At 50.5% G+C, this 25,302-nt stretch carries 21 protein-coding genes; 10 read left to right on the top strand and 11 right to left on the bottom strand.

All coding sequences use genetic code 11. The features are described from left to right. Positions 1 to 28: 28 nt before the first annotated feature. The 5 genes from B0I18_RS09065 to B0I18_RS09045 form a co-directional block, all read right to left on the bottom strand. Complete coding sequence (locus tag B0I18_RS09065; RefSeq protein ID WP_106522366.1) at positions 29 to 529, bottom strand: hypothetical protein; 501 nt, start codon at positions 527 to 529, stop codon at positions 29 to 31. A 227-nt stretch (positions 530 to 756) separates the two neighbouring features. Continuing rightward, positions 757 to 1,272, bottom strand: coding sequence for a hypothetical protein (locus tag B0I18_RS09060; protein ID WP_106522365.1), 516 nt, complete (start codon positions 1,270 to 1,272; stop codon positions 757 to 759). Between the two features lie 110 nt (positions 1,273 to 1,382). Further along, the gene (locus B0I18_RS09055; RefSeq protein WP_106522364.1) at positions 1,383 to 2,120 is read right to left on the bottom strand and encodes an ATP-grasp domain-containing protein; all 738 of its coding nucleotides are present in this window, start codon (positions 2,118 to 2,120) and stop codon (positions 1,383 to 1,385) included. Positions 2,121 to 2,149: 29 nt separating this feature from the next. Then, entirely contained in the window at positions 2,150 to 4,762 is a 2,613-nt protein-coding gene (locus B0I18_RS09050; protein ID WP_106522363.1) for a M1 family metallopeptidase, read from the bottom strand. Positions 4,763 to 4,851: 89 nt separating this feature from the next. Further along, entirely contained in the window at positions 4,852 to 5,352 is a 501-nt protein-coding gene (locus B0I18_RS09045) for an NADPH-dependent FMN reductase (RefSeq protein ID WP_181358397.1), read from the bottom strand. Positions 5,353 to 5,554: 202 nt separating this feature from the next. Here B0I18_RS09045 and ccsA point away from each other — a divergent pair, with 202 nt between their 5' ends. From ccsA to B0I18_RS09020, 5 genes are all read left to right on the top strand, one after another. Continuing rightward, complete coding sequence (gene ccsA, locus B0I18_RS09040) at positions 5,555 to 6,229, top strand: cytochrome c biogenesis protein CcsA (RefSeq protein WP_106522361.1); 675 nt, start codon at positions 5,555 to 5,557, stop codon at positions 6,227 to 6,229. A 1-nt stretch (position 6,230) separates the two neighbouring features. Next, on the top strand, positions 6,231 to 6,452 hold the full coding sequence (locus B0I18_RS09035) for a CcmD family protein (protein WP_106522360.1): 222 nt from the start codon (positions 6,231 to 6,233) through the stop codon (positions 6,450 to 6,452). Positions 6,453 to 6,487: 35 nt separating this feature from the next. After that, the gene (locus B0I18_RS09030) at positions 6,488 to 7,933 is read left to right on the top strand and encodes a Glu/Leu/Phe/Val family dehydrogenase (protein ID WP_106522359.1); all 1,446 of its coding nucleotides are present in this window, start codon (positions 6,488 to 6,490) and stop codon (positions 7,931 to 7,933) included. A 1,181-nt stretch (positions 7,934 to 9,114) separates the two neighbouring features. Beyond that, the gene (locus B0I18_RS09025; RefSeq protein ID WP_106522358.1) at positions 9,115 to 10,998 is read left to right on the top strand and encodes a type VI secretion system baseplate subunit TssF; all 1,884 of its coding nucleotides are present in this window, start codon (positions 9,115 to 9,117) and stop codon (positions 10,996 to 10,998) included. Positions 10,999 to 11,144: 146 nt separating this feature from the next. Beyond that, entirely contained in the window at positions 11,145 to 11,612 is a 468-nt protein-coding gene (locus tag B0I18_RS09020; protein WP_106522357.1) for a copper resistance protein NlpE, read from the top strand. 57 nt (positions 11,613 to 11,669) lie between these two features. On the opposite strand, the gene tssK is transcribed toward B0I18_RS09020, so the two are convergent. From tssK to B0I18_RS09005, 3 genes are read right to left on the bottom strand one after another with little or no spacing between them, the layout of a single operon-like run. Beyond that, positions 11,670 to 12,836 (bottom strand): type VI secretion system baseplate subunit TssK, encoded by a 1,167-nt coding sequence (gene tssK, locus B0I18_RS09015; RefSeq protein ID WP_106522356.1) that lies wholly within the window; start codon positions 12,834 to 12,836, stop codon positions 11,670 to 11,672. 2 nt (positions 12,837 to 12,838) lie between these two features. Beyond that, positions 12,839 to 13,735, bottom strand: coding sequence for a TssN family type VI secretion system protein (locus B0I18_RS09010; RefSeq protein WP_106522355.1), 897 nt, complete (start codon positions 13,733 to 13,735; stop codon positions 12,839 to 12,841). A 13-nt stretch (positions 13,736 to 13,748) separates the two neighbouring features. Next, the gene (locus B0I18_RS09005; RefSeq protein WP_106522354.1) at positions 13,749 to 14,666 is read right to left on the bottom strand and encodes a hypothetical protein; all 918 of its coding nucleotides are present in this window, start codon (positions 14,664 to 14,666) and stop codon (positions 13,749 to 13,751) included. 195 nt (positions 14,667 to 14,861) lie between these two features. On the opposite strand from B0I18_RS09005, the gene B0I18_RS09000 reads away from it, so the two are divergent. Then, positions 14,862 to 15,443: a hypothetical protein gene (locus tag B0I18_RS09000; RefSeq protein WP_106522353.1), complete on the top strand. Its 582-nt coding sequence runs from the start codon at positions 14,862 to 14,864 to the stop codon at positions 15,441 to 15,443. Positions 15,444 to 15,499: 56 nt separating this feature from the next. On the opposite strand, the gene B0I18_RS08995 is transcribed toward B0I18_RS09000, so the two are convergent. From B0I18_RS08995 to B0I18_RS08985, 3 genes are all read right to left on the bottom strand, one after another. After that, positions 15,500 to 16,870 carry a DUF5458 family protein gene (locus B0I18_RS08995; RefSeq protein WP_181358396.1) on the bottom strand — a complete coding sequence of 457 codons (1,371 nt, stop codon included), beginning with the start codon at positions 16,868 to 16,870 and terminating at the stop codon, positions 15,500 to 15,502. Positions 16,871 to 16,922: 52 nt separating this feature from the next. Then, positions 16,923 to 17,381, bottom strand: coding sequence for a type VI secretion system contractile sheath small subunit (locus B0I18_RS08990; RefSeq protein WP_106522600.1), 459 nt, complete (start codon positions 17,379 to 17,381; stop codon positions 16,923 to 16,925). A 213-nt stretch (positions 17,382 to 17,594) separates the two neighbouring features. After that, positions 17,595 to 20,093 carry an ATP-dependent Clp protease ATP-binding subunit gene (locus B0I18_RS08985; protein ID WP_106522352.1) on the bottom strand — a complete coding sequence of 833 codons (2,499 nt, stop codon included), beginning with the start codon at positions 20,091 to 20,093 and terminating at the stop codon, positions 17,595 to 17,597. A 718-nt stretch (positions 20,094 to 20,811) separates the two neighbouring features. Here B0I18_RS08985 and tssO (B0I18_RS08980) point away from each other — a divergent pair. The 4 genes from tssO (B0I18_RS08980) (at position 20,812) to tssR (ending at position 25,287) form a co-directional block, all read left to right on the top strand. Beyond that, on the top strand, positions 20,812 to 21,300 hold the full coding sequence (tssO, locus tag B0I18_RS08980; RefSeq protein WP_106522351.1) for a type VI secretion system TssO: 489 nt from the start codon (positions 20,812 to 20,814) through the stop codon (positions 21,298 to 21,300). A gap of 12 nt (positions 21,301 to 21,312) precedes the next feature. After that, the gene (gene tssO / locus B0I18_RS08975; RefSeq protein WP_106522350.1) at positions 21,313 to 21,780 is read left to right on the top strand and encodes a type VI secretion system TssO; all 468 of its coding nucleotides are present in this window, start codon (positions 21,313 to 21,315) and stop codon (positions 21,778 to 21,780) included. A 66-nt stretch (positions 21,781 to 21,846) separates the two neighbouring features. Continuing rightward, entirely contained in the window at positions 21,847 to 22,773 is a 927-nt protein-coding gene (locus tag B0I18_RS08970) for a PKD domain-containing protein (protein WP_106522349.1), read from the top strand. Between the two features lie 60 nt (positions 22,774 to 22,833). After that, a complete protein-coding gene (gene tssR, locus B0I18_RS08965; protein WP_106522348.1) occupies positions 22,834 to 25,287 on the top strand; it encodes a type VI secretion system protein TssR domain-containing protein in 2,454 nt (817 codons plus the stop codon). Positions 25,288 to 25,302 lie beyond the last annotated feature (15 nt).

Here is a 25,302-nt window from a genome sequence, read left to right as displayed (position 1 = left end):
TAGCGAACCGGGCTGATGTATTTTGTATTTAGTCAAACAACTCGTCGCCTTTTTCGATCAGGGTATTTTCGCGAAGATCGATAATATTGCCTTTGCGGCTTTTGAGGTTACCGGGGATATCGGTTTCTTTTTTAGTGGCATTGTCGATGACCTTGATACCAACTCGCTGCAGTTCCCCCACAGCACGATAGGTATCATAGATGACATAGGTATAACCCTTGTTGGAAAAAGAAACATAATTCAGGTCGATGCCTTCGTTTTGCGGTCCCCCGCCCCGCAGCCAGAAGGCGTATTTAAGCTGCTTCCAGCTGTCTTTTGTTTTGCCCGGAAATTCAAATTCAATTTTGCCGGCGGTACCGAAACGGTAAATGATATAGGCATCGCCTTTATCTTTGGCCAGCATTACTTTTTTGCCATTGCGGGTATCGAACGAGAAGATGCGCTCTTCGTTGGGCAGGAGATATTGTTGCGCAAAAACAGCAGGGGCTGCAACCAGCAACAGGCAGCATAAAAACAGGTAACGGAACATGTTTCGGGGTTTAGTAAAAAAACGGAGATCCAACACAGGCCGTAAAGAAACGACATTTCGCGTTCCGGGGGCTGTTGCATTTTTCTTAAAAGGCCCTGGGTGGGCCAGCCGTAGCCTCTTTACCGATCGTAGCGTCGCGCTACGATCAGGGCAAATGGTCCGGGTAGAATCATAGTCCTTACCCGCCGGACCAATCAACAATGCTATAAAATCGACAAGTGTTTTCCTTAAGGTTTAAGGATAAGATTTTTTCGGATATACTGGTCCTTTTTAGCAGCGTCCATAGCGATGAGTTTATCCATTTCGGGGTTGGCCTCTATCCTGGTACCTTTTTTATAAACGGTGATCATCGCCTCTACAGCGGCTTTTATGGCATCCGGTTGCTGCGCATCTTTATGCTGGATATAGTATTTCCCATATGTAGCCATATAGATCAGCATCAGTTCCGTGTTGTCGCCGTACAGGTTACTGATACCGGGATGGATATCTATCGTTATATCCGGCGTACCGCTTAACCATTTGATCAGGAAAGCGCTTATTTGCCGGCGCTTTACCGTTTCCATATCCAGGTCGGTAGCTACCAGCCAATCGGCTGCCTGTACCACATCCTGCTCGTATTTCTTATAGTCTTCCTTTTGTTCCAGCTTTACTTGCTTCGGCACTTCGAAGGTCTGTGCAAATGAGGACCGGTCTGCCAACAATAAGCAGCAAAACGCAACAACATAAATCAATTTCCGTTTCATGCCGGGTATTTAATGATTACCCAATAATAATACTTTTGATTTGTATTTCATATAGCAGGACCTAAACTTTACAACGCGTAACCTGGTTGCCGCGACCAGCATAGGCATTATTATGTCCGGGCTGTGGCCGCGATAATACAGTCCAGCACCTTTTCCGCGTTGCAATTGTTTAACCCGGCTCCCCATCCGGCATTGAATTCCAGTACAAACCAGCCGGTGGACTCCGTATAGGCTATATCTACCACCAGGGCATAAGGCAATATGGTATTGTGTTTTTGCAGGAAGGCCTCGAGGAAGTGTATCCCATCGCCGATATCGGCCATGCCTTCATAAAAGGCGATATCAAGGACTACACCGCCCAACACAAAACTTCTTGCCTCGGCAATAATACCGGGCACAATAGCGGCATGCAGGATCTCTTCTGTTGGTTGCAGCCCTGCCACAACCTGCTCCAGGTCTGCCTTCCGGTTAAATATGCCGGCGGCAAACAGTTTAGGGATAACGGGTTTTATAAACGCCGGGAAGCTGTTATCGTTGAGTTGTGCGATAGTAAGCTGCTGTATCGTTCTTTTGGTCCAGGCCGTATCCAACCGGGCAATGAGGGTATCGTCGGGCATAAGTGGCGCCAGGCCGTAGATCTGTGCCAATACCAGTACGAAAGTCTGGTTGCCGTAAAGCGCAAGCGGCGCCCGGGTCAACGCTTCGTTCTTTATCCAATACTTGCCCAGGCGCTTCACTGCCCCACCCCGCAGTATCCAGGCGGCAGCTACCTGTTCCAGCTCCCTGTCCGTTTTTTCGGGGATAAGCAGTACAGGCAATTGATCGGTACCCGGTCCGGTTGTTTGCATGATTACATAATTTTTTAGTACGATACGCTTTACTCCTGCTTCCCTTTTTCCAGTTCTTCGATCATCTGCAATACCTGTTTCTCTTCCGGATCAATGGCCTTTTTGTAGGCGATCCAGGCATTCATCGCCGTTGTGCTGCGGTTTTTATAATCTTCGACCTCTGTTTTATCGTCGGCAATCTTCGCCTGTTTATCCGCATAACGCGATTGTTCGTAAAGCGCCGCGGCAATATTGAATGCCGCTGTGGGCGAGGGATCCCTGTGGGCCAGGCTTTGCAGCAGTTGGATACCCTTGTTATAAGTCGCTTCGTCTTTTACATGACGGAGATAATCTTCCAGTTCGGGCAGGAAGGCGGCCCTGCGCCCTTCGAGACAACGTACGATCGAGGTTTCGAAAAATGGATAATCCTCTTTACGCCCATCCTGCGCCAATACCCGGGCACAGGCATTCAGCAGATCGGAAGGATACAATTCCTGCTTTTGTAATTCCCTTACGGCGTCTATCGCGCGGTTATGGTTTACCTGGTTGAGCGCATACAGGCCCGCTGCCGCTACTTTGTACGAAGGTTCGTGTATCGCCAGTTCGTATACCGTGGTATACGCGGCATCCTGCCGGTCGCCCAGTGCCTGCAGCGCAGCCGCCCTGGCCTTGCTATCGGGGCCGGATGCAGCCATCTGCCCCAGCGCTTTGATCCAGGTATCCGGAATAACCTGGTTGCCTTTATAACTGCGCGCTGTTATCGCCATAGTGCTCAGCGCAGGCTCCTTATCGTTTAAAGCCAGCAGCCATACGGCTTCCGCCGTGTCGTTGCGTTTCAGGTCGAGGCAGGCATCGAGCGCCAGCCATTTGCTGATGAAATCGTTGCTGTATTGATATTGCATTTGCCAGAGGCCGGCGTCTTTAGTCTCTTCCAGCTCGCCGGGCAGCCAATGTCCTGCATCTGGTATCACTACCGGCCTTTGTCCGCCGGGATAGGCATAAACAAATTGCTCTTCGCGTTGCTCTACGTTCCAGTCAAACTCTTTGACGCCCTGCTCGGTAACGAGTGCCAGCCGCAGCGGCAGGCGGTAGAGGCCCAGCGTATCGCTTTGCAGCTGGGTGGCGGTAACGGTTACCTTCCGGTCTTTGTCGTTATAACTGTAACGCACCGACAGTTTGGGATGCCCGCCTTTATAATACCATTGATTGAAAAACCAGTTCCAGTCGCGACCGGTAACCTGCTCGAAGGCCAGCCGTAACTGTGTGGCTTCGGCGCTCTGCAGGGCATTGCGCGTAAGGTAAAGATGCAATGCATCGAAGAAGGCCTCGTCGCCGGTAAGCTGCCGCAGGTAATGCAGGATGAGGCCGCCTTTGGAATAGGATACACGGTCGAACATTTCGCCTTCGTGCCGGTAATGAAAACGCACCAGCGGCGGATCGTTGTATGCCGCCTGTTTCAGGTATTTGCCCAGACCATTCATCCAGTTCTTCTGTCTTGCGGTCTTACCGTATTTGTATTCGCTCCACAGGTGTTCGCCATAGTCGGCAAATGATTCGTTGAGTGTGAGGTTGCTCCAGGACTCTGCCGTAACATAATCGCCAAACCATTGGTGAAACAGTTCGTGCGCTACGATAAAGTCATTGTTATCCTCATCCACCTGCCGCTTATCCTTGAGGTTAAAAGCGCCGAACAGGCTTGCCGTTACGTTTTCCATAGCGCCCGAAACATAATCGTAACCGATAACCTGGCTGTATTTGTACCAGGGATAATCGACCTTCAGCAAACGGGAATAGAAATCGATCATTTCGGGGGTGTGCCGGAAGATGTCTTTGGCATAGGGCGCATAAGACTGCGGCACATAATAGCTTACTTCTTTTCCTTTCCAGCTATCTTTCGCCACATGAAAATTACTGATGGCCATCATAGCCAGGTAAGGCGGTACCGGCTGTTCCTGCTCCCAGGTATCGGCGCGCATACCACCGGCCTCGCGTTTAGACGCGCTCAGCCTGCCATTGCTGAGGGTAACCAGGGTATCGGGCACATGCATGGTAATACGGAAGGTTGAACGGAAATTGGTTTTATCGAAGGTGGGGAACCAATGACTGTTGGCTTCTGTTTCGCCCTGGGTCCATACCTGCAGCGGTTTATAAGGCTCATCGCCACGGGTATTGATAAAGTAAAGGCCACGATCCTCGCGTATGGCGCTGTTGCCCCCGGCGGTGCTTGCATAAGGTAATGCGGTATAACGCACGCTTAAGCTCAGGGTATCCTGCCTGCGGTAGGTAGCGGGCAGCTTTACGGTTAATTGTAACGTATCGTAAGTATAAGGCAAGCTATTGCCCTTGCCATCAGCCACGGCTTCGATACGCATGCCTTTGGCATCGAGCACTACGCTGTCGGTAGCATAATAATAAGGATGCAGTGTGATCGTGGTTAAAGCCTGCGCCGAACGCTCCGCCATATTAAAACGGATATCGATATCGGTATGTACCAGCTCCCACACCCTGGCCGCCGTTGCGCGGTAAAGCCCAAGCGCCTGATCTTCGCTGCTTACATTCACTTCGGGCAATTGCACCCGGTCGTCGTTCTTAACCCTACGCAGGCTGCTGCAGGCTGCGCAAGACAACAGGAAGACCAGGACAAGCAATCTATTTTTATACATAAGTTTCAAATTGCAATACAAAATGCAGGGGTTAAAAAACAAAACGGCCCTTCCTGCAGAAAGGCCGTATAAGCTGCCTGTGCCGGCTGCTAATAAGCCACGAAACCTTCCACCTGTTCGGAGATAGCGGCCAGGGTACGCTCATGCAGGAAACGGCCTTCGGCATCCAGCTCTTCGTTGATGCGGGATAAAGGCAGTTTATTATAATGTACGTTCATTTTCAGGTAATGCAGGATATTGGTCATGTGTTCGATACCCCGCAGGTTGCCGCCGCGGCCATCAGCCACGCCCACCAGCGACACTTTTTTATGCCACCAGCATTTGCGGATATCCGAATTATCGAGCAGGGCTTTGAGTACGCCGGGGAAACTGCCGTTGTATTCCGGCATGATGAAAATAAACTTTTCTGAAGGGATCAGTAATCCGGCCTCTAACTCTTTCACTTCATCATTCCGTTCCAGTACATTGCAGCCCACAAGAGAAACCAGGTGTACGTCCTGGTTGAGGTCCTGTAAAATTTTATAATAATGGGTAGCCACCTGGAGCGTTCTGCTGCCCGTCCTGTTGGTACCGGATATAATAGTTATCATCGGGTCTGGTATAATAGAATAAGAGCGCGAAGGTACAACACCGGTAAGAGAATGCGCCATCAGTATTTAAAATTGCGCTATACCAGGGCGGGTGCTTCCTGTTCAGAATCATTTTTATAATCTGAATTTTATATTACTTAATCACTACCTTTGCGCAAATTTCCTGCAGCCATCTCCTGGCGCAGGATGAAATGAATCTGCAATGAGAAAATCCTGGTGGAAGATCTTATGTGTCTTGCTGCTTACCTTCGCTTTTGTGGGCGGGCTTTTGCTTCCCGTTCCCGAGATGTTTATTCTTAATGAAACAATCCGCAACCTGTTCTTCCATGTGCCCATGTGGTTTGGTATGATCATCCTGTTTACCGCGAGCCTGGTATACTCGATCCGTTACCTGCGCAAAGGCAACCTGGTCGATGATATCTATGCCCTGCAGTTTATCAATACCGGCCTGCTGTTTGGCACGCTGGGCCTGATAACCGGTATGGAATGGGCACAGTTTACCTGGGGCGCTGCCTGGAGCAACGATCCCAAGGAGCTGAGTGCCGCCATTTGTATGCTGATTTATTTTGCCACCCTGGCACTGCGCAGTTCGGTTAACGATCCCGACAAGCGGGCCAAGCTGGGCGCGGTTTTCAATGTATTTGCCTATGCGCTCCTGATTCCCCTGTTGTTTGTACTGCCCCGGCTTACCGATTCGCTGCACCCGGGCAATGGCGGCAACCCGGGTTTCAATACGAAAGACATGGCGCCCGAATTACGCCCTACCTTCTATATCGCCGTACTGGGCTGGATCCTGCTGGGCGTATGGATCACCTCTTTAAGAATACGTTTTAGTTTACTGATCAAGAAAGATATTTTACATGAAAATAATGCATAAAATGGCAGCTCTGCTGAAGAGTAAGTATCTACTCACCCTGGCCCTGTTTTTACCCTTTATCAGCCGCGCACAGGACGCTGCACCGATGGCCGAAACTTTTCGTTCCAACGGTAAAATATATGTTGTGGTATTGGTTATTTGCACTATTTTTGCCGGCATAATTTTATTTCTGGTCAATCTGGAGCGTAAAATCAAAAAACTGGAAAAAAATCAACCTAAGTAACATCACTAAGTAATTAATCACTCATTTAAAAATTTATGGCTAATACGGCAACAGTCACTGAAACTTCAGGTCACACTGAATACAGCTTCTTTCAGGGTGTAGAACGCAACTTCGATAAAGCGGCTAAATTTACCCGTTTCGAAAAAGGTATCCTGGAGCAAATCAAAGCTTGTAACTCCATTCTTCAGATCAAATTCCCGGTGCGCATTGGCGATGGTGTAGAGGTAATCGAAGCATACCGCGTACAGCACTCCCACCACAAACTGCCCTGTAAAGGTGGTATCCGTTTCAGCATGGATGTTAACCAGGACGAAGTAATGGCCCTGGCTGCCCTGATGACTTACAAATGCGCCATCGTAAACGTACCGTTTGGTGGTGGTAAAGGTGGTATCAAAATCGACCCCAAGAAATACACGCCGTTCGAACTGGAAAAAATTACCCGCCGTTATACTTCAGAATTAGCCAAGAAAAACTTTATCGGACCTGGTATCGACGTACCTGCTCCTGACTATGGTACCGGCGCCCGCGAGATGAGCTGGATCGTAGATACCTACGCTTCCCTGAACCCGGGCGAACTGAACGCACAAGCCTGCGTTACCGGTAAGCCAATCGCACAGGGTGGTGTACGCGGCCGTACAGAAGCTACAGGTCTGGGCGTATACTACGGTATCCGCGAGCTGTGCAATGTACCCGAAGACATGAAAAACCTGGGCCTGACAACTGGTCTGTCCGGTAAGAAAGTAGTGGTACAAGGCCTGGGTAACGTAGGTTACCATGCCGCCAAATATTTCCAGGAAAGCGGCGCCCTGCTGGTAGGCCTGGCAGAATACGAAGGTGCAATCACTAACCCCGATGGCCTGGACCTGGAGAAAGTAGTAGCACACCGTAAAGAAACCGGTTCTATCATGAACTTCCCCGGTGCTGAAAACATCCCGGTAAGCGCTCATGCCCTCGAACTGGAATGTGATATCCTGATCCCTGCTGCGCTGGAAGCCGTTATCCACGGCGGCAACGCTGCCAATATCAAAGCCAAGATCATCGGCGAAGCAGCCAACGGTCCGCTGACCCCGGATGCCGACGTGATCCTGAATAAAAAAGGTGTAATCGTAGTACCCGACATGTACCTGAACGCAGGTGGTGTTACCGTATCTTACTTCGAATGGTTGAAAAACCTGAGCCACGTACGTTATGGTCGCCTGGAAAAACGCTTCAGCGAAAATATGTACGGCGAAATCGTTCACGCTATGGAAAGCATGACCGGCAAACGCGTTACCGAAATGGAACGTAAGATCCTGTTGCACGGTCCTGATGAAGTTGACCTGGTTTACTCCGGCCTGGAAGATACCATGATCACTTCTTACCACGAGATCCGCGAAGCGCTGAAATCTCATTCCGGCGTAGAAGATATGCGTACTGCCGCATTCATCTGCTCTATCAACAAAGTAGGTGTTGCATACGAAGAACTGGGTATCTTCCCTTAATCTTTGTATCGAACTATATACAGAAGGCGTACTCCGGTACGCCTTTTTTGTTTTACGGACCTGTAGTTCTTGTAGCATTCAGCGGTTTACCTTTCGCAAGGTCCCTTTGCAGGAGACCTCGCGACGAAGCATAATGTTTTATTTTTCTCGCAGCGTCTCCGCCAGGGACGCTGCGAGTGGATGAGTGTTGCTTCCCCCTTCGCAAGGTCCCTTTGCATGAACCGCGCGACGAAGCATAATGTTTTATTTTTCTCGCAGCGACACAGCGATCGCAGCGAGACATGTTATACAAGAGCAACAATTACTTTCCCCGCAGCGTCTCCGCCAGGGACACTGCGAGTGGATAAGTGTTGTGTCCCCTTCGCAAGGTCCCTTTGCAGGAGACCTCGCGACGAAGCCTAATGTTTTTTCTCGCGGCGACACAGCGATCGCAGCGAGACATGTTATACAAGAGCAACAATTACTTTCCCCGCAGCGTCTCCGCTAGGGACGCTGCGAGTGGATAAGTGTTGCGTCCCCTTCGCAAGGTCCCTTTGCAGGAGACCTCGCGACGAAGCATAGTGTTTTATTTTTCTCGCGGCGACACAGCGATCGCAGCGAGACATGTTATACAAGAGCAACAATTACTTCGCCGCAGCGGCTACGCCAGCCACGCTGTGAGTGGATAAGTGTCGCGTCCCCTTCGCAAGGTCCCTTTGCAGGAGACCTCGCGACGAAGCCATAGTTTTACTTGCTTCGCAGCGGCTACACCAGGGACGCTGCGAGTGGACGAGTGTTGCGTCCCTCTTCGCAAGGTCCCTTTGCAGGAGACCTCGCGACGAAGCATAATGTTTTATTTTTCTCGCAGCGACACAGCGATCGCGGCGAGACATGTTATACAAGAGCAACAATTACTTTCCCCGCAGCGTCTCCGCCAGGGACGCTGCGAGTGGATAAGTGTTGCGTCCCCTTCGCAAGGTCCCTTTGCAGGAGACCTCGCGACGAAAACATGTTTCTCCTTTCTCCGCAGCGGCTACGCCAGGGACGCTGCGGGAGGACAGGAGCGGCTTCCAGCTTTATGCCGCTAAAAATTATAGAATCCTTAAGACTACTAATCTTTTTAAAATCAATACATTCGTAGATAGTTTAATACCACCCACCCCAACCATGAACAACAAAAAAACGGGGTAAATTCCAGTGTTATGAATACCGCGATTACGAACCAGTTTACCAAAGAAGCAATTAAGGCGAGGATGATGCAACATGCCGCCAACCTCTGGGGCGTTAAAAGCCCGGTATCGCTCGATCCCTTTGTGCGCCTGCTGATCGAAGCTTTCAGTACGGAGATTTACCGCGCCGCCAACGAAACCCAGAATATAGAAGGCCGTATGCTTGATAAACTGTCGCGCATGCTGACGCCAAACCTGCTTACCATGCCCCGGGCCGCCCACGCCATTATGCAGGCGCAACCGGTAGAGGCCAATCTGAACATGCACCCGCATACCCACTTCTCGGTGCAGAAAAGGCTGAACGCCCTTAGCGGCGGCACTTTGCGCAACGAAGAAGTACAGATCAATTTTACCCCCGTAGATCATATCCCGCTTACCCGTGGCAAAGTGGCCTGTATCGTAAACAGCTACCAGTTGTTCGAATTCGATGCATTCGGTTTTAAACAACCCCTGTTCCGTACGGTAAACCCCATGCCCTGGGCTACCTGTATGATAGGCCTGCAACTCGACCCGGCAGTAGACAACCTGAAAGATGTGTCGCTTTATTTCGACTTCCCCGCTTTCGAGACCAGCCCCTGGGTATACCAGTTGCTGCCCTTATGCGAGGTAAGCTATAACGGGCAACCGGTAAGCATTACCGCTGGCCGCAACTATGCCGAAGAGCAAAGGGCCCCGGAGCAGGAGATCTTCCAGGACTACGACCTGATGCACAAAGCCACCACAGAGGTAAAAGGATTGTACCAGCACAAATTCATAACCCTGGGCGACTGCCCGCTGCAGCCGCGCCCCAAGGGCATCCTGTCTTATCCCGGCCTGGTATTGCAAAGCTTCCCCGAACAACAGCTGGCAGGCAAGGTACCGGGAAACCTGGTATGGCTCGAAATACGCTTCCCGCCTAATTATACCTACGATATACTGGGCAATGGTTATATCGCGATCAATGCCTTCCCGGTCGTTAACCGTTACCTGATCAATAATACCTACAGCTATAAAGGGCTTAACAATATACTGCCCTTGCGTACCGAGCTGCACGAACGTTTTATGACGGTACAGAAAGTATCGGACGGACATGGCCGGCAGTTCAGCGAGATCCCGTTCAGCCGCTCGTCCGGTCACCAGAAAGGATATTACTCGATACGGCATGGCGGCGCCGAACGCTTTGACCAGCGGGCCGCGCAGGACATGGTCGGTTACCTGCTGGAGCTTACCCGCGACGAAGTGGCGGCTTTCTCCTCGCTCGACCAGACCTTTATCCGCACCTCGCTCGAAGGCCTGTCCAAACAGCTGAAACAGATCCAGAACAAATCGGAACAGATCGATAAATTTATTAAACAGGCGCCCAGCTACCTGATCGTAGAGCCCTACGACGCCGAAGACAATATACAGGTCGAATACTGGGTAACGCATGGCGAAGAGGCCAACAACATCCGGACCGGTACCGAGTTCCGCTGTCAGAACAGCCCCGATATCGCCGCACAGGGCATTATCCTGCTGAGCGAGACCCGCGGTGGCCGCGAACAATTACAGGCGGGCGAACGCCTGGACGCCTGCCGTTTTGCGCTGGGCAGCCGCGACCGGCTCATTACCCAGGAGGATATCCGCAATTTCTGCCGGGCCGAACTGGGCAAAAAGCTCAGGGATGTGCGGTTCCGCAAAGGCCTGTCGCCTTCGCCCCACCCCAGCCAGGGTTATATCCGTACGCTCGATATTATACTGGTGCCCTATAATTATACCGAGTTCAACGAAGCGGAATGGAACCATATCGCCCAGTCGCTTTTTATCAAGATCAAAAACAACAGTGCAGATAACAACAACTACCGTATGGTAGTGGAAACGCCCGTAATACAAGGTTCCTAAGCCCGGCAGGAAAACGGCCGGCCCTCCCCCGCCTGCAAAGCAGGAAACGGTAACCGGTACCGGTCGCAAAAGGAAGGGTATACCGCCAACAATAGGTTACACATTTTACCGTTATGAAGATGGGACATTAACAAACCCAACCCTTTATGCTTAGGAAAGACGTTGCATTTGCTTTATTATGCCTTAGCCTTACGGCCTGTAACTATACCGGCGACAAAAACAAAACTACCGACGGTCGCAAGCCGGATACCACCGCGCAACAACCCGCAGCCGCCACCGGCGACAACGCGCAAAACGCCCTCGACTGGAGCGGCACCTACGAGGCTACTCTGCCCTGTGCCGATTGCCCGGGTATTAAAACCGTACTGACCCTGAACAAAGACCAAACCTTTCTGCGATCGGAACAGTATCTTAAAAACCATACCGAAGAGACAACCACCGAGGATAAGGGCCGTTTCGAATGGAATAAAAACGGGAATGTGATCCACCTGAAAGGTAAAACAACCGACCTGCTCCTGAAAGTAGGCGAGAACCGGCTGTTCGCACTGGATAAAAGAGGCGAAGAAATAGGCGGTTCGCATAAAGACGACTATATCTTTACCAAGAAATACTAAGTAAAAAGAGGGACCCGAAAGTCCCTCTTTTCCTTATCCTGCCAATTTTCCGGCATTTTAATCGAGGATGTTCCAGCCCTTGCGGTCTTTGGTTACCTTCGACAGTACTTCTTCTTTTACCACGATGTTCTCTTTACGCAGACCGATATACTCGAGGGTATTGAGCTTGCGCCAGATGGCCAGGATACTGCGCAGCATATCGTCGATACCCTGGAAGTATTCGCCGGTATTGTAGTGATCATAATTGATCTCGATCACTTCGGAAAGCCGGTTCGAAAAGATTACCGGGGTAATATCGCTCCATTCGAAAAAGTAATTGAGCATTTCTTCTTTCTCATTTTCCGGCAGGGCAATGATAAAGGAATGCATACTGTTGGCCAGCTGCGACAAAGCGTCTACCAGGAATACGGGCGGCTGTTGGTGCAGGATATTGCGCAGACTGAAATAATGCGTGGCACAGTAGTTGAGGATCACCTGGCAGGCCTGCCGGATGTTCAGCGCCACCGGCGACTTCTGGTTTTTATAATTGATCTTTTGTATGATCTGGGCCGATATGTTCTGGATATCGCTCAGGTAATGATTGATCTGGCGGTAATGGTTCAGCAGGCGTTCGTTGCTGCTTACCGAACTGCAGGGGGGGATAAAACTTTCGTCTTTATAAAACTCGCTGCCGTTTTTTCGGATCCGCCCGATAATAAGGTGGAAGGCGCCAATCTCTTCTTTATTGACACTGGTTGCCGGCACGACCTGGATGCTGTATTTCGGCTGGGTAAAGGGTTGCCGTATGGGGATCTCCTCGGGATCCGGACTGCCCGAGGCCATTTTCTCAAACAGGCTTACCACCATAACCACATAAAACAGTTCGGTAGCTTCCGACTCGAGGCCCTGTTCGCCGGCCTCTTCCAGCACATCGGCCAGCCGTATAAATTCTTTAAGGCTTTCGTTGGCGATAGCGATCCTTACCCCGCCCTGCGTTACGGCCTGGCAATGGTTGATGGTAATCTGCAACTGGTTGGTGGTGGTCTTGTTTACGGCATAGTCGCTGGTAAGGGCGCCGCTACCCTGCAGTGGCGGCAGCATCCCGAAGTTCCAGCGGTTTACCATAAGGGAAGCCGTATCCCGGAGCTGATCGATCAGGAAATTTTCGGTGTCGATAAAGTGCTCTTTATTCACCTTCATCCCATCGGCCCAGTTTACAGCCTGGTATTTCTGAGGAATAATCATACTTAACTATTTTTCTTGGTTACATTTCTGTGGAAATATTCTTCTTCGTGTTCGATCACCCTTTTGGAAATAATGGTGATATGCTCCCTGATCCTGTTCTGTTCTATGGTCTGGTCGGGGTCCAGCAGGCGCCGCCGGTGAAAAAAGGAACGCTTGGAGTAAAATACCCAGCTGTGCATATTGCCGTCTTCCTTTTCAAATACGATGGTCTGGTTGGGAAACTTATAATTATAATCGTCGATAAACTTGCGGAACCATTCGCCAAAAGTAATATTGGCGGGTGCTTTGGCCTTAACACGCAGGCGGTCTACATCGTCGGGCTGCCGGCTGAATTCGAGTTCCAGCACCATCAGCTTATTGAAGTCGAGCCCGTCGAAATTAACTTCTTCCACCATACCTACGGGGTACTCCCATACTTTGTAGATCTCGAAAGGAATGGCAATAAAGGCCGAGTAAGTCCAGTAAAAGATAAGGGGCAGGAAGAAGGACAACATGGCCGTCATACCGGTATAACCGTTATGGCTGCCGTTAAGCAGGTTGTACAGCAAGGCAAAGAGATAACCGCCCAGCAGCAGGATAAAGAGCATGACCATTAACTGGAACAGGGTCTTATAATGCTGTACGTCCCGTTTGAAATAAACATCGTAAAAGTGTACAAAGGCGACGCCGAATAAGAGATAGATCAGCTGGGCAAACATATAATTCCAGGGCGCGAAGTTGCCGCCGGACAGGCCAAACAGGCCAGGCACAGCCATCACCAGGCTATACAGCAATACAAAAATGATCAGCTTTTTATTGCTCAGCAACTGGTTCTTACGCTTGAGCACCAGCAGCACACTGCCCGATACGATGGCAACCAGAGGCATAAGCAGGTATTGCAGGAATATAGTTTTCAACATAGGGTATTAAGGCTTACAGGTAAAAAGTGTAACCCAGTCTTCCGGCTGTTGCGCTTTCGGGCATCAAAGCCGTACCGGGCACGGGTTCTGTTTTAATAAAATAACGGACAAAAAGATCGGCCGGTACAAAGTGCTCCGCCAGCAGGTCGAGCAAACCCGTAAAGCCCGACCGGGGCAATATTTCGAGGGTATAGGGTTCCGGCACAGGCCCGACATGGACGTCCCAGCCATACATGCCGTCGTATTGATTACCGCCCAGGCTACTGTTGATACCCAGGCCCGAACTGCCCAGGGTAAACCCTTCAAGCGCCTCATCAATATGCCCCGATACATAATTCTCCCGGATGGTTACCGGGAAACCGGTCAGGAAACTGAGGCATTTCTCGGTCCAGTTGCGGTTGCCCCGCACCTGGTGCAGGATAGGCAGGATATAGATAAAACTGAGGGCCATACTATAAGGCAGCTGTGCAATAACAGGCCAGCCCTGTTCGAAAAGCCGGAAGAGGTTATCGTAACTGCCTTTCTTTTCATACATCAGTTCCAGCATCAACGCCTGGATCTCAAGATAAGGCGCCTCCTGCTCGAAAGGCTTGAAAAAATTGCGGGCCTCCCATTCCTTGCGGCGCTGCATCTTGATCTCTTCTACAATCTCCTCCTGGGTCTTGCCCAGGCCACCCAGCGTGGGCGGGTGAAATACATTCTCGGGCAGGGCTTCGTAAATACTCTGCCGGAAACTTTCGATCACGGTGTATTTATCCAGGTTGAACTGCCCTATATCTTCATAACTTTTAACGACGTCTTTGGTATGTGTACGCGGCGTACTGCCCAGGCGGTCGATCAGGATCTTGCCAATGTCCTGGTCTTCGGTAAGCATTTGCGTGGCAACTACTTCCGCCTTGAAATCAGCCGCCATTTTCTCTAAAATCTCCATAGCGCAATATGCTTTAACGTTTTTATTCCTGCCGGCTACAAGGCTATGCACGAAGCTATACGGCGGTAACGCAGGAAAATTCCGTATCTTAAGGCTTCAAGGGGCGGTTACCGGTTTGCAATCCTGCCGGCATGCCCGTTCCGTACTCTAATTTCAGGTATTAAAACCGACAAATATTGATTTTCTTTGCAGCTTATGTCCAGTAAAGTAGTCATCATAAACGCATTCGAACCGGAGAATTTTTTCATAGCGCAACTTTCCAAGGCTTATGACGATGCCCTGCACGAAAGAGGCATAACCGCAGAACTCTTGTTCGTCAACAATATGAACTTTTCTTTTTCTCCTTTCCCGGATACTTTTACGTTCGACGAGCTGGAGCCCGACCTTCAGAAAAGCGTGGAACTGATCCAGGCGGCCGACACAGTTGCTTTTTTTACTTCGGCCAGCCGCGACCATATCGTACCCGTTTTTACCGAATTCGTATCGCGCCTGTTTCACCTGAAGGACGGCGGTATCAATACCGGGATCTGGGGCGATGTGGACGCTTACCGCAAAGTGCTGCGCATCATTACGGTGCTCGACGATCCCGAAACCTGGAAAAAATTCCGGAACAACCGCAAGGCTTCGCTGGTACCGGTACCCAGGATCAACTTCGACCTCTTTGGCTTCGGCCAGATCTATAGCCGCACCTTCGGGTTTCTAAAAGACGATATGGTACTGAACGAATATGCCCTGAAGTGCATCAAGACCATGGTATCGATGGCGGAAAAGGACTAGAACACCCGGGTAGTGCTGCATAAGCCGCGCCTATGCAGCCCTCCGGCCCGGTAATACTAACCTTGCTCGTACTCGGTGTTCCATTCGTTGCCATCATCTCCTTTATGGCCGTCGAGCTTAATCACGAAGCTTTTGGCCGGGAAGTAAGGCGTAATATGTACATCCAGCCAGATGCGGTCTTTTTTCTCGGGGTCCTGCTCGAAACGCACGATCCTGAATTTTTCGATCAGCTTGGAAGGGCCTTTGATACTGTCGAGGTAATTAACGATCTGGTGACGCAGATCGGCCTCGGTCCGGGAGTTCCAGTTTTCGAAAGCGCGCCTGTTCAGGAAATCGAATAACACCTTGGTAATATAGTCGAATACCCGCACTACGGAATACGTCTGCAGACCAATGTTGTCGCCATTGAACAGGGTCTTGGCCGAGAAGGCCATTACCTTGCCATATTCGCTTACCATCGGCACCAGGCCTATCTTTTCGAGATGCGAGATCTCTGATTTTTTAAGTTTGAAACGTACGGCATCAACCTCGTTCATACCACCGTGTTTTTTACCGGCCGTTACCTGGCTCATCAGGGTATAGTGCATCTTACCGGCCAGCGAGCTCGAGCCCGGCAGGAACACATCTTCCTCTTCGCCCACTTCGTCGGCCTTGCCCCTGCCCACCAGGTAGTTGCAGGTCATGATCACATTACTGCGGTGCAGTTCGCCGCCGGTCAGGTTGGCGCTGTCGAACAGCTCGATCACGTCGTCCGGTTTATCGAGGTTGGCAAAGTCGGTAACCAGCATCACCTTATTATCATTGGCGATCTTGGCCCATTTCTCTACCACCTTATTCGAACCCAGGTAGCCGGGAATAACCAGCAGCGAATAGTTGTCGCGCAGGTCAAGCCGGTCATAGTTTTGCTTCAGCTCGGTAGCGATATGTTCGATAAAGTACGGATTGTCCAGGTCTTTCATCTGGTCGGCCGAAGCATTGAGCACGCTCACATTCGATACTTTATCCGACTCTGTATTTTTATAGAACTGGGATACGGTGCGGTAAGCCGTTTCGAGATCACGGGTTGTTTCCAGCGTATGCCGCAGGTTATCCTTCATGGTCCTTTCGGCCACTTCGGCCTCATTCTTGCAGCGGTCCACCATTTCGGTGATGTCGGTACCCTTGTCGAGCACGCTCAGCCACAGTTTCAGGGTTTCCAGCAGGTCTTCCCGGTCTTTCTTTTTATCGGTATCGTTGAGGAATATTTCTTTACGGGCTTTACGGTCCGGGTTCAGGTTGGCAATGCCGTCGATACAGCTTTCCAGGAAGGTAAAGCCACCGACTTTCGCCAGTTTCTGAAGGGATTGCTGCAGATCTTGTTGTCCGGCGGCAGGTGCAAACTGTTGCTGTTCGGCCTGGTTTGTTTCTAATGGTTTTGGAGTGGACATATGACTTTATTTAAAGAGACACACAATTTTTGTTGGGTATAGGATGATTAGATTACTTGGCTTCGTTGGCTTCCAGTTCGCCGGCAACCTGCCGCAGCGCATTCACGATCGCTTCCCGGGATTCGGCGTTGGTCAGCATGGTCTGCAGCACTTTGTTGGACTTCAGCTGCTTCATGATTTTGGTATATTGTTCCTGCTGGATGCGGAGTTTGTTGAGAAATGCGCTCTGGCGGGTAATGCCTTTGGGCGTAAAATCGTCGAGCTTGCCGAAACGCATGCTTTCCCGCACCGGCTCACCTTCGGCGGTAGCCATCTCGACATCGATCGCGGGTTTAAAATAACGGAACACATCCTCAACGGTCTTAAGACCATTCACGATCTCCGGCTGCACCGGCTCTTCACTGGTCAACTGGGATACCAGCAGGGTCTTATTTGCCTGTATCTCGTTAATCGCTTCGTTGGCATCCACTTTAACTTCATTACCGCCAACTTCATAATTGTACATCGCCATGTTTTTTGATTTTAAGGATGATAAAACTTGTTTTTCGTTTTCCAGGGGCGGCTCCGGTACGGGCGCCGCTTCGGGAATGTTATGTTTAGGAACAAAAAACGGCCTGAATATTTTCTTTAAGAATTCCCAAAATTTCATGGATCGGTATTGCCTCCTCTTTTTTGTTTCTTCTTGATAAGATCAGGGTCCGCATCGTGTCCCCGGGTTCAATAGTTATACTGCAGTATTTCCGGTCACTGTCCATTGCAACGCGTTCTCCGCGTCATGACTCAGGGTTACGGTGCTGCCGGCAGGGAGTTCGCCGCCCACGATCATACGGGATATCGGGCGCCGGATCTGCTGGCGTATGGTGCCGCCGATCTGCCGGGCGCCGTAGCGCGGGGTAAAGCCGCTCAGGGCCAGCATACGCCGGGTAGGTTCTTCGATCTCGAGGGTAATGTCTTTTTTCTTCAGGATATCGAGCAGGCCGCGCAGCTGGATGCTGAAGATCTGTACCGCCATATCCTCGGTGATGGGACCAAAGGGCACGATCTCGGTAATACGGGCCAGGAACTCGGGGCGGAACTTACCGCTCATCTTATCCATCAGCTCGTTGGATGCCGGTATATTGCCCTGTTCGAATTGTTCGATGATAAAGTCGCTGCCGATATTGGACGTAAAAAGTATGAGCGCATTGCTGAAGTCGCCTTCTTTACCCAGCTTATCGTGGATATGTCCTTCGTCCATAATCTGCAGGAACACGTCGAATACCGACTGGTGGGCCTTTTCGATCTCGTCGAACAAGACCACGGAATAAGGTTGCTGCCTGATCTTATTGACCAGCATACCGCCCTCTTCGTAACCCACATAACCCGGAGGCGCGCCATAGAGCAGGGCCGCCGAATGTTCTTCCTTAAACTCCGACATATCGAAGCGGATCATAGCCTTCTCGTCGTTGAACAGCAGCTCCGCGATCGACTTGGCCAATTCGGTCTTACCCGTGCCGGTAGGGCCCAGCAGGAAGAAGGAGCCGATAGGCTGGCCCGCTTTATTGATACCGCTGCGGCTTTCGATAATGGCTTCGCTAATGATCTTGAGTGCATGCTCCTGCCCTACCATACGGCGTTTGAGGTAGGTTTCCATCTGGAGCAGCTTTTCTTTTTCCTGGGTCTGGATCTTACCGATGGGGATACCGGTCTTGGAGGCCACTACCGCAGCGATCTCCATCGGGCCCACGCTTTCGCGCTTGTCTTTCGACAGGGTTTTCAGGCCCTCGAGTATGCGGTCCAGGTAGTCGCGGAAGGCCTCGGCAGTTTGTATTTTCTCCACCTCGGTCTCGTCGGTGAGGGCGCCAAACAGGATCGGGCTAATGGTATGTTTTAAGGTGCGGTACAGCCAGTTGAGTTCGGCCAGCAGCCCGGCTTCAGCCAGGTCGGTGTTGTCCAGTACCGCCCGGTACTCGGTTTCCCAGTTGGCCAGGTCCTGCTCCGATGTTTCGTCCATCATACGGATGGCGGCCATGGTGCGGTCTAGCAGGTCGAGCGCGGCATCGGGCAGTCTTTTATCCTTGATATAGCGTTTAGCCAGCCTTACACATTCGGGTATGGCTTCGGGCAATATACGTACGTTGTGGTGTGCTTCGTAGTGCGGCACCAGCAAGGCGACCATTTTGGCCGAGCCTACCAGGTCGGGCTCTGCGATCTGCAGCAGCTCAAACCTGCGGTTAAAAGCTTGTTCGGGTTCTATGATCTTGCGGTACTCGTCGAGCGTGGTAGCCCCGATCACGGTTATCTCGCCCCGGGCCAGTTCGGGCTTGAGCAGGTTGCCCACGCCGCTGCCCATGGGGCCTTTGGCATCGAGCATTACATGCATCTCGTCGATAAAGAGAATGGCTTTTTCGTATTGTTTGAGGGCGGCAATAATCTTTTTGAGCCGGTCTTCGACTTCGCCCTTGTAGGAGGCCCCGGCCATTAGTGCGCCCAGGTCGAGCTCGAGCAATACGGCCTGTTGGAGGTGCGCCGGTACACGGCCCGCTATGATGGCTTGTGCAAAACCGTCGAGCAGGGCGGTTTTGCCTACCCCCGGTTCGCCAGCGATGATCACATTGGGTTTGCTGCGCCGGCCCAGGATCTCGATCATTTGCCGGGTTTCATTTTCACGGCCGATGATGGGATCCAGTTTTTGCTGGCGGGCTTGCTGGGTTTTGTCTTTGCAGTATTGCAGTATCGCGTTGTTCTGTTTCTGCTGGCCATTGCTTTCCGGCGCCCCCGTATCGCCGCCGGCTACCGGGGGCAAAGTGCCCGGACTGAAATTGTACAACTGCATAAAATCGGCTTCGCGCAGGGGCAGCGACTTCAGTTGTTCGGGGCTGAAAGCTACACGGGGTTTGATCAGTGCGGCAAGCAGGCATAAAGCAGACACCTCGTCGTACCCGAACTTAAGCCGGATATCGTCGGCTTCCTCGAGCATGCGTTCTACCGTTTCGTCGGGTGCGGGATCATCTGGCAGGCGGGACAGCCGCGGACATTCTTCGATGCGGATATCGGCCCAGTCTTTCAGGTAAGCGACATCTTTTCCGCTGCTTTCAAAGAAACCGTAAAGACCGGATTCTTTATGCAATAAGGCCCTGAGGACATGCGGACCACCGAATTTTTCATTATAGTTTTCCCTTGCAAAAGATTTCGCAATATGAAAAACGGATTTAATGGATTCGTTGATATAGACTGTGTTCATGGGTGCGATTCATAGTTTTTGTTCAGGGTAATCCAGGTCTAAAATCCAAATAAATGTATGACTTCAAATTAAAAATATTCGTTAATTTAATAAGAGTCAATTATCTGTTTTACTGATAGTCAATTTGTTGTTTTCTTATAGGTTGCCTTCGCCCGGCCAGGGTTATTCCGGTTAAAGGTCAAGACAAAAATAGCAGCTAAGAAATTTACTATCCGTTAATTAATTGATAATAAAACATTAGACAAAATACCTATTTTTTAACAAATCAAGAAAATGAGAAAGTGTTTTATTTAAACATAGTGTATAAATAATTTTATTAAATTTTGAATTATAGTAAAATAAATAGAGGAATAGATCACACATGAAAACATTTCGTTATTAACAATCGGTTCAAAAAATGCTGAAAATCATCGCATAGACAAACTGTTATATTTGAGTTAAACAGATTTTCAATAAAAATACGCTTTAGATTTGTTCCGGAATTAGCGCTTAAAAGCACCCGGAATACGGTTTCCTGCGCCTGCAAATTTTATCAGTTAAACGTTTAAATATAATATTTAATTAAGTTATTTAAATAAATAAATTTTTAATTTAATTACTGGAAAACATCAGGAAAAAACGTTTAAAAAAATCTTTTTTATACATAAACAACAGCACTAATACCTCCATCGACAGAGAGTAAAATCACCCTGAAACACATTAAAACAAAAAACCCTTTATGATCGCATTAAACCGGGAAGAAGTCCGCAGGAAATCGGTAAGTTTCTGGATTTTGTTTGCACTGCTTCTTTTTTCGACCCTCATCGTAGTCTATTTTTTCGTGTGGACCGCCCAGCGGGAAAATATGTCGTACATGTCGCGGCTGGACGAGTTACGCCGCATCGAAAACAAACAGACCGTTTACCTGAACGGCGTCAAGAATCTCTACGGGCAGATGGACCGGGTCTCTTCAATGACCTACCTCAGCGCATACGACAAGATCGAGATCGCCAACTTCGCAAAAAGTATTAAAAACCAGATTGGTACCGATAGTACAACCAGCTTCAGCGGCTACTACAGCCTGCTTAAGAACCACCCGGTACAAATGGAAATACTGGATACGCTCCTGACCGCCATCGAAGAGAAAGCGCGGCTTAAAGAAAAACTGGACCGCTGCCGTACCGTTAAAATCAAGAAAAGCAACCCGTTCTTAGACCCTAACCGATAAATCCAAGGCACCATGGAAGAAAAAGTTACCCTTGGCCGTATTGAAAAACGGCATTACCTGGGCTACCTCATCGCCCTTTACGTGGTAGTGGCCAGCCTGCTGATCTGGCTGGTATTCTCCGGCACTACCAACCCCTTTACCCAATTATCCGAGGTCGATAAAGCGACCATCGACCGCGCTGCGTATTTCGAAACCGTACAACTGAAGGCGGCTAAGGAATACGACAGTACCATGACCCTGATCCGCGCCTATTACGGCAGCGCCAAGACCCTGGAAAACGAACGCCAGATCGAGCAACGCATCGCCTACATCAGGGGCCTGTACAACAACCCGGACATACAGGACAGCCGCAAACTGGTATTTATGCAAATGGCCGATTTCCTGAATTATTCGCTCAGTAATGCGCAGAACATCAGCGTGGAACTCGATAATATCGTGAAGTATAAAGACGACCTGGAACGATGCCGTACCGGCCAGTAATATCCTCCAGCCCATAAAAATCACAGCTCCCTAAACAACACCTAAATACCAAATAAATCATTACTTATGTGGAACAAAAACACCGGAAAAATTGTAGCTATCACCTTACTTGTCGCGGCCCTGCTGGTGCTCAGCATCATCGGCATCAAAAGCCTGCTGCCCGACCGCGGCAATATCAAAGCCGGCGTATACCCCCGAACCATTAGCAATACCGACAGCATTTACTTCAGCGATTCCTCCGACTTTGCCCAGAAACGCAGGTGGGTGTTCAGCGACGGTTTCGTGTCGCTCAATGCCTCCGGCTACCACAAGTTTCCCTCTGCCGGCATCTATACCGCCGTGCTTACCATCAACAATAAACATACCGACACCTTCCAGATCCTGGTCAACCAGTCGACATCGGCCTTTACCATACAGGATTCGCTGCTGAGCATAGAAGGCAGCCAGCTGGTTAACGTAGGCGAGAAAAACTTTTTCCGGATCAAAGGCATGACCAATACCAAACTGTTTACCTGGACCTTTGGCGACGGCGAAGAACAGATTACCGTTAAACCGGAAGTACAGCATACCTATACCGTTCCCGGCAAATACACCATCAGCCTGGAAGTAGACAACCATAACTATCCTGTTACCCACCAGATCGAAGTGCTCCCCTCTTACGAAAACACGATGGACAGCCTCGCAGCATTGCCCAATATCTACCGCGAATACGAAAACGACTTCCGGATCAACCTGCAGAAGATTGCCAACCACCCGAACGCTGCAGAATTTGCCACCATTTTCAACTACCTCAAAAACAAATACCTCTGCGGCAGGGATAAAACAGTATCCGTAAACGTGAATTCGAAGATCAACGACTTTACCACGTATTGCCGCGGGCTGCAGTACGACAAAGGCATCATGATCCAGAAAGTTACCCTTTCCGCCTCAGACAACAAATCGACCTGCTTCGACCGCATCGAGGTGATCCAGGAAAAGAAAACAGCGCCCTGATCGTAGCCCCGATTTATCCTAAAGCAATATGAACATCTATTCTACCAAAAAACATTACCGATGAAACAGAAGATCAAAGCCGGAATCCTCGTACTGACCTGCTGCATCAGCGCATCGCTGGCCGTACAGGCCCAGACTGCCGGTCTTTTCACTAAGAATTATCTTGTAAAAAAAGCGCCGGACGAAAGCAAAAGTTACAAACTGCAGGGCGAAGACCGCGCCCTCAACGATGGCGTAACCAACGAAGGCGGTCCCTGGATCGTATACTCCGACCGGGCCGACAACCCTACCTATACCCGCCCCGGCGGAGAAGCCCAGAAAAAATCGCTGGGATTTATGGAACCCTGTTATGTGGTGAGCCGTAAAGGCGACTACCTGGGCCTGGTAAAATACACCCCCGACCTGAAACTCAAAGGCGCCCGCAGGATACAGGCATCGGCTGCGGCATTCCTGGGCTGGGTACACAAAGACCAGATGCTGCTGTGGAGCAATGCGATTAAAGACAGCCGTACCCGGTTTTATATCAAAGCCATTACGGCATACCGCAACGAGCAGGCCTTCAGCTCGCTGCCCCAGCACGTAGGCAACGATTCCATACTGCTGTTCGCTACACCCTTCCATAAAAAACCGGTGGGCAAAAGCATGATGGAAGACATCTTCTATATCTATAAACAATCGAGCAACGGGAAAGAATACCTGGTATCGGCCTCCTCCCGCATCTTTGCAGACAGCGCACAAACCGCCAAGATCGGCTGGATCTCCAAAGACCTGATCAAGATATGGGGTACCCGCGCCCTCTTTTTCTACGACGACAGCTTAAGCGGCAAGGCCAGGATCAGCTTCTACAGCGACTCTACGCTGGGCAACCGTACCAACCGCGAAAAGCCCATGTTTGTACTGGACAAGAGCAATGCCGGCAACGGCACGGTGCTGGAAAACGTATTCCCGATCAATGGCAGCTACCGTTTTAACGACAGCCTGCAGGTATTGAAAACCGCATTGATGACCGACGCCCTGGATCGTAGCCAGAACGAGGTATACAGCGTATCGGGCAAAAGACTGACCTATGCCGATTGCCAGAAAACCATAGCCGGCAACGACAAACTGAATATCGTATTTGTAGTGGACGGCGGCCCCGACAATGGCAAATACCTGCCCGCGCTGGCCACTACCCTGCAGAACCTGGAAATTTCGCTGAACAAATCGCGCCAGTTCAAACAGGTGCGTATCGGCAGCGTAATCTACAAAGATAACCTGAAAGGCTGCAAAACAGAACAGTACCCGCTTTCGACGGACTACCACGGCCTGAGCCGCTTCTGGTCCGAGCGCCAGCGCGAAGTGTTTAGCTGCAACGACCAGTATACCACGCAGGCCGTATTTAAAGGCCTCTCCGATGCCGGCCGGATGCTTTACCCCTACCGCGACGAAAGCAATATCGTAGTACTGTACGGCGCCGCAGGCGCTAACCAGTCGGCCGGCGAAAACTGGTCGGATGTGGTAAGCCAGCTGAGCGTAGTAGGCGCCCGTATGCTGATCTTCCAGAGCCATACCCACAGCGACGATGCCTATAACAACTTCGTGATCCAGGCCAGGGACCTGATCGAACAGACCGCCTCCAATATAGCCGTATACAAAAAAGACAAAGTAGTAGACTACTCCGCCAACATTCTATCCAACGTAGACTTTTCGCTTATCGGCAGCGATTCGGGTGTATTCCACCTCGACTATCCCGCCAAGTCTATGATCCAGGGTTATGTGCTGTACCCCGTAAACCGGGAAGAGATGCAGCCGATCTTCCTGGGCAGCAGTATGGACAGCCTGATCAGCCAGGTGTACCGCGACAACAAAATGATCGAAGACGCCCTGATCCGCTACTTCCTGACCATCGGCGCTAAAAATACACGGGTAGAAAGGCAGTATGCTACCTTGTATCCCAACTATACCAATAACTATGTACCGGCCAACTTCCTGAGTTCAAATACCTTCCGGACCCGCTCCTTCTTTATACCGGCCTGGACAGGTTATAAAACGGGCGGTCGCCAGGCAGCGCATATCAAGACAGGCGTATTGCTCTCGGCCGAAGAATACCAGCAACTCACTGCCAGGCTGGTACGCCTTGCAGGCAGCGGCGGGTATAACGCAGGCGACGGCGGCGCCATTTACCGGCACATTAAAAAGACAGTGAAGAAAACCGCGAAAGAACAAAACATGGCCATCGGCAAACCGGTAAGCGAGCTTACCATTTCCGAAGCGCTTGAAGTACTGACCGGTTACAAATCGTTGAATCCTACCTGGACCAACCAACCGATCAGCGGCATCAAATCGTCGGGCCTGAAAGCCGGCAGCGGCCTCAGCCTGCTTACCGAGAGCCGGGCCAAAGCCAACTGGCTGCAGGAGAATATCAATAACGGCGACCTGCAATTTATCAACAACGGCAAAACCTATTACCTGATCAGCGAAGACCACCTGCCCGACGCCCTTACGGAGCCGGAAACGGAGGCGGCAATGAAATAAACAACACCCCGGCCA

Source organism: Taibaiella chishuiensis (assembly GCF_003014535.1).
In the GTDB taxonomy this organism is placed as follows: Bacteria; Bacteroidota; Bacteroidia; order Chitinophagales; family Chitinophagaceae; genus Taibaiella; species Taibaiella chishuiensis.
Note: the sequence above shows the minus strand (reverse complement) of the source record. Positions and strands in the feature narration are given on the sequence as shown.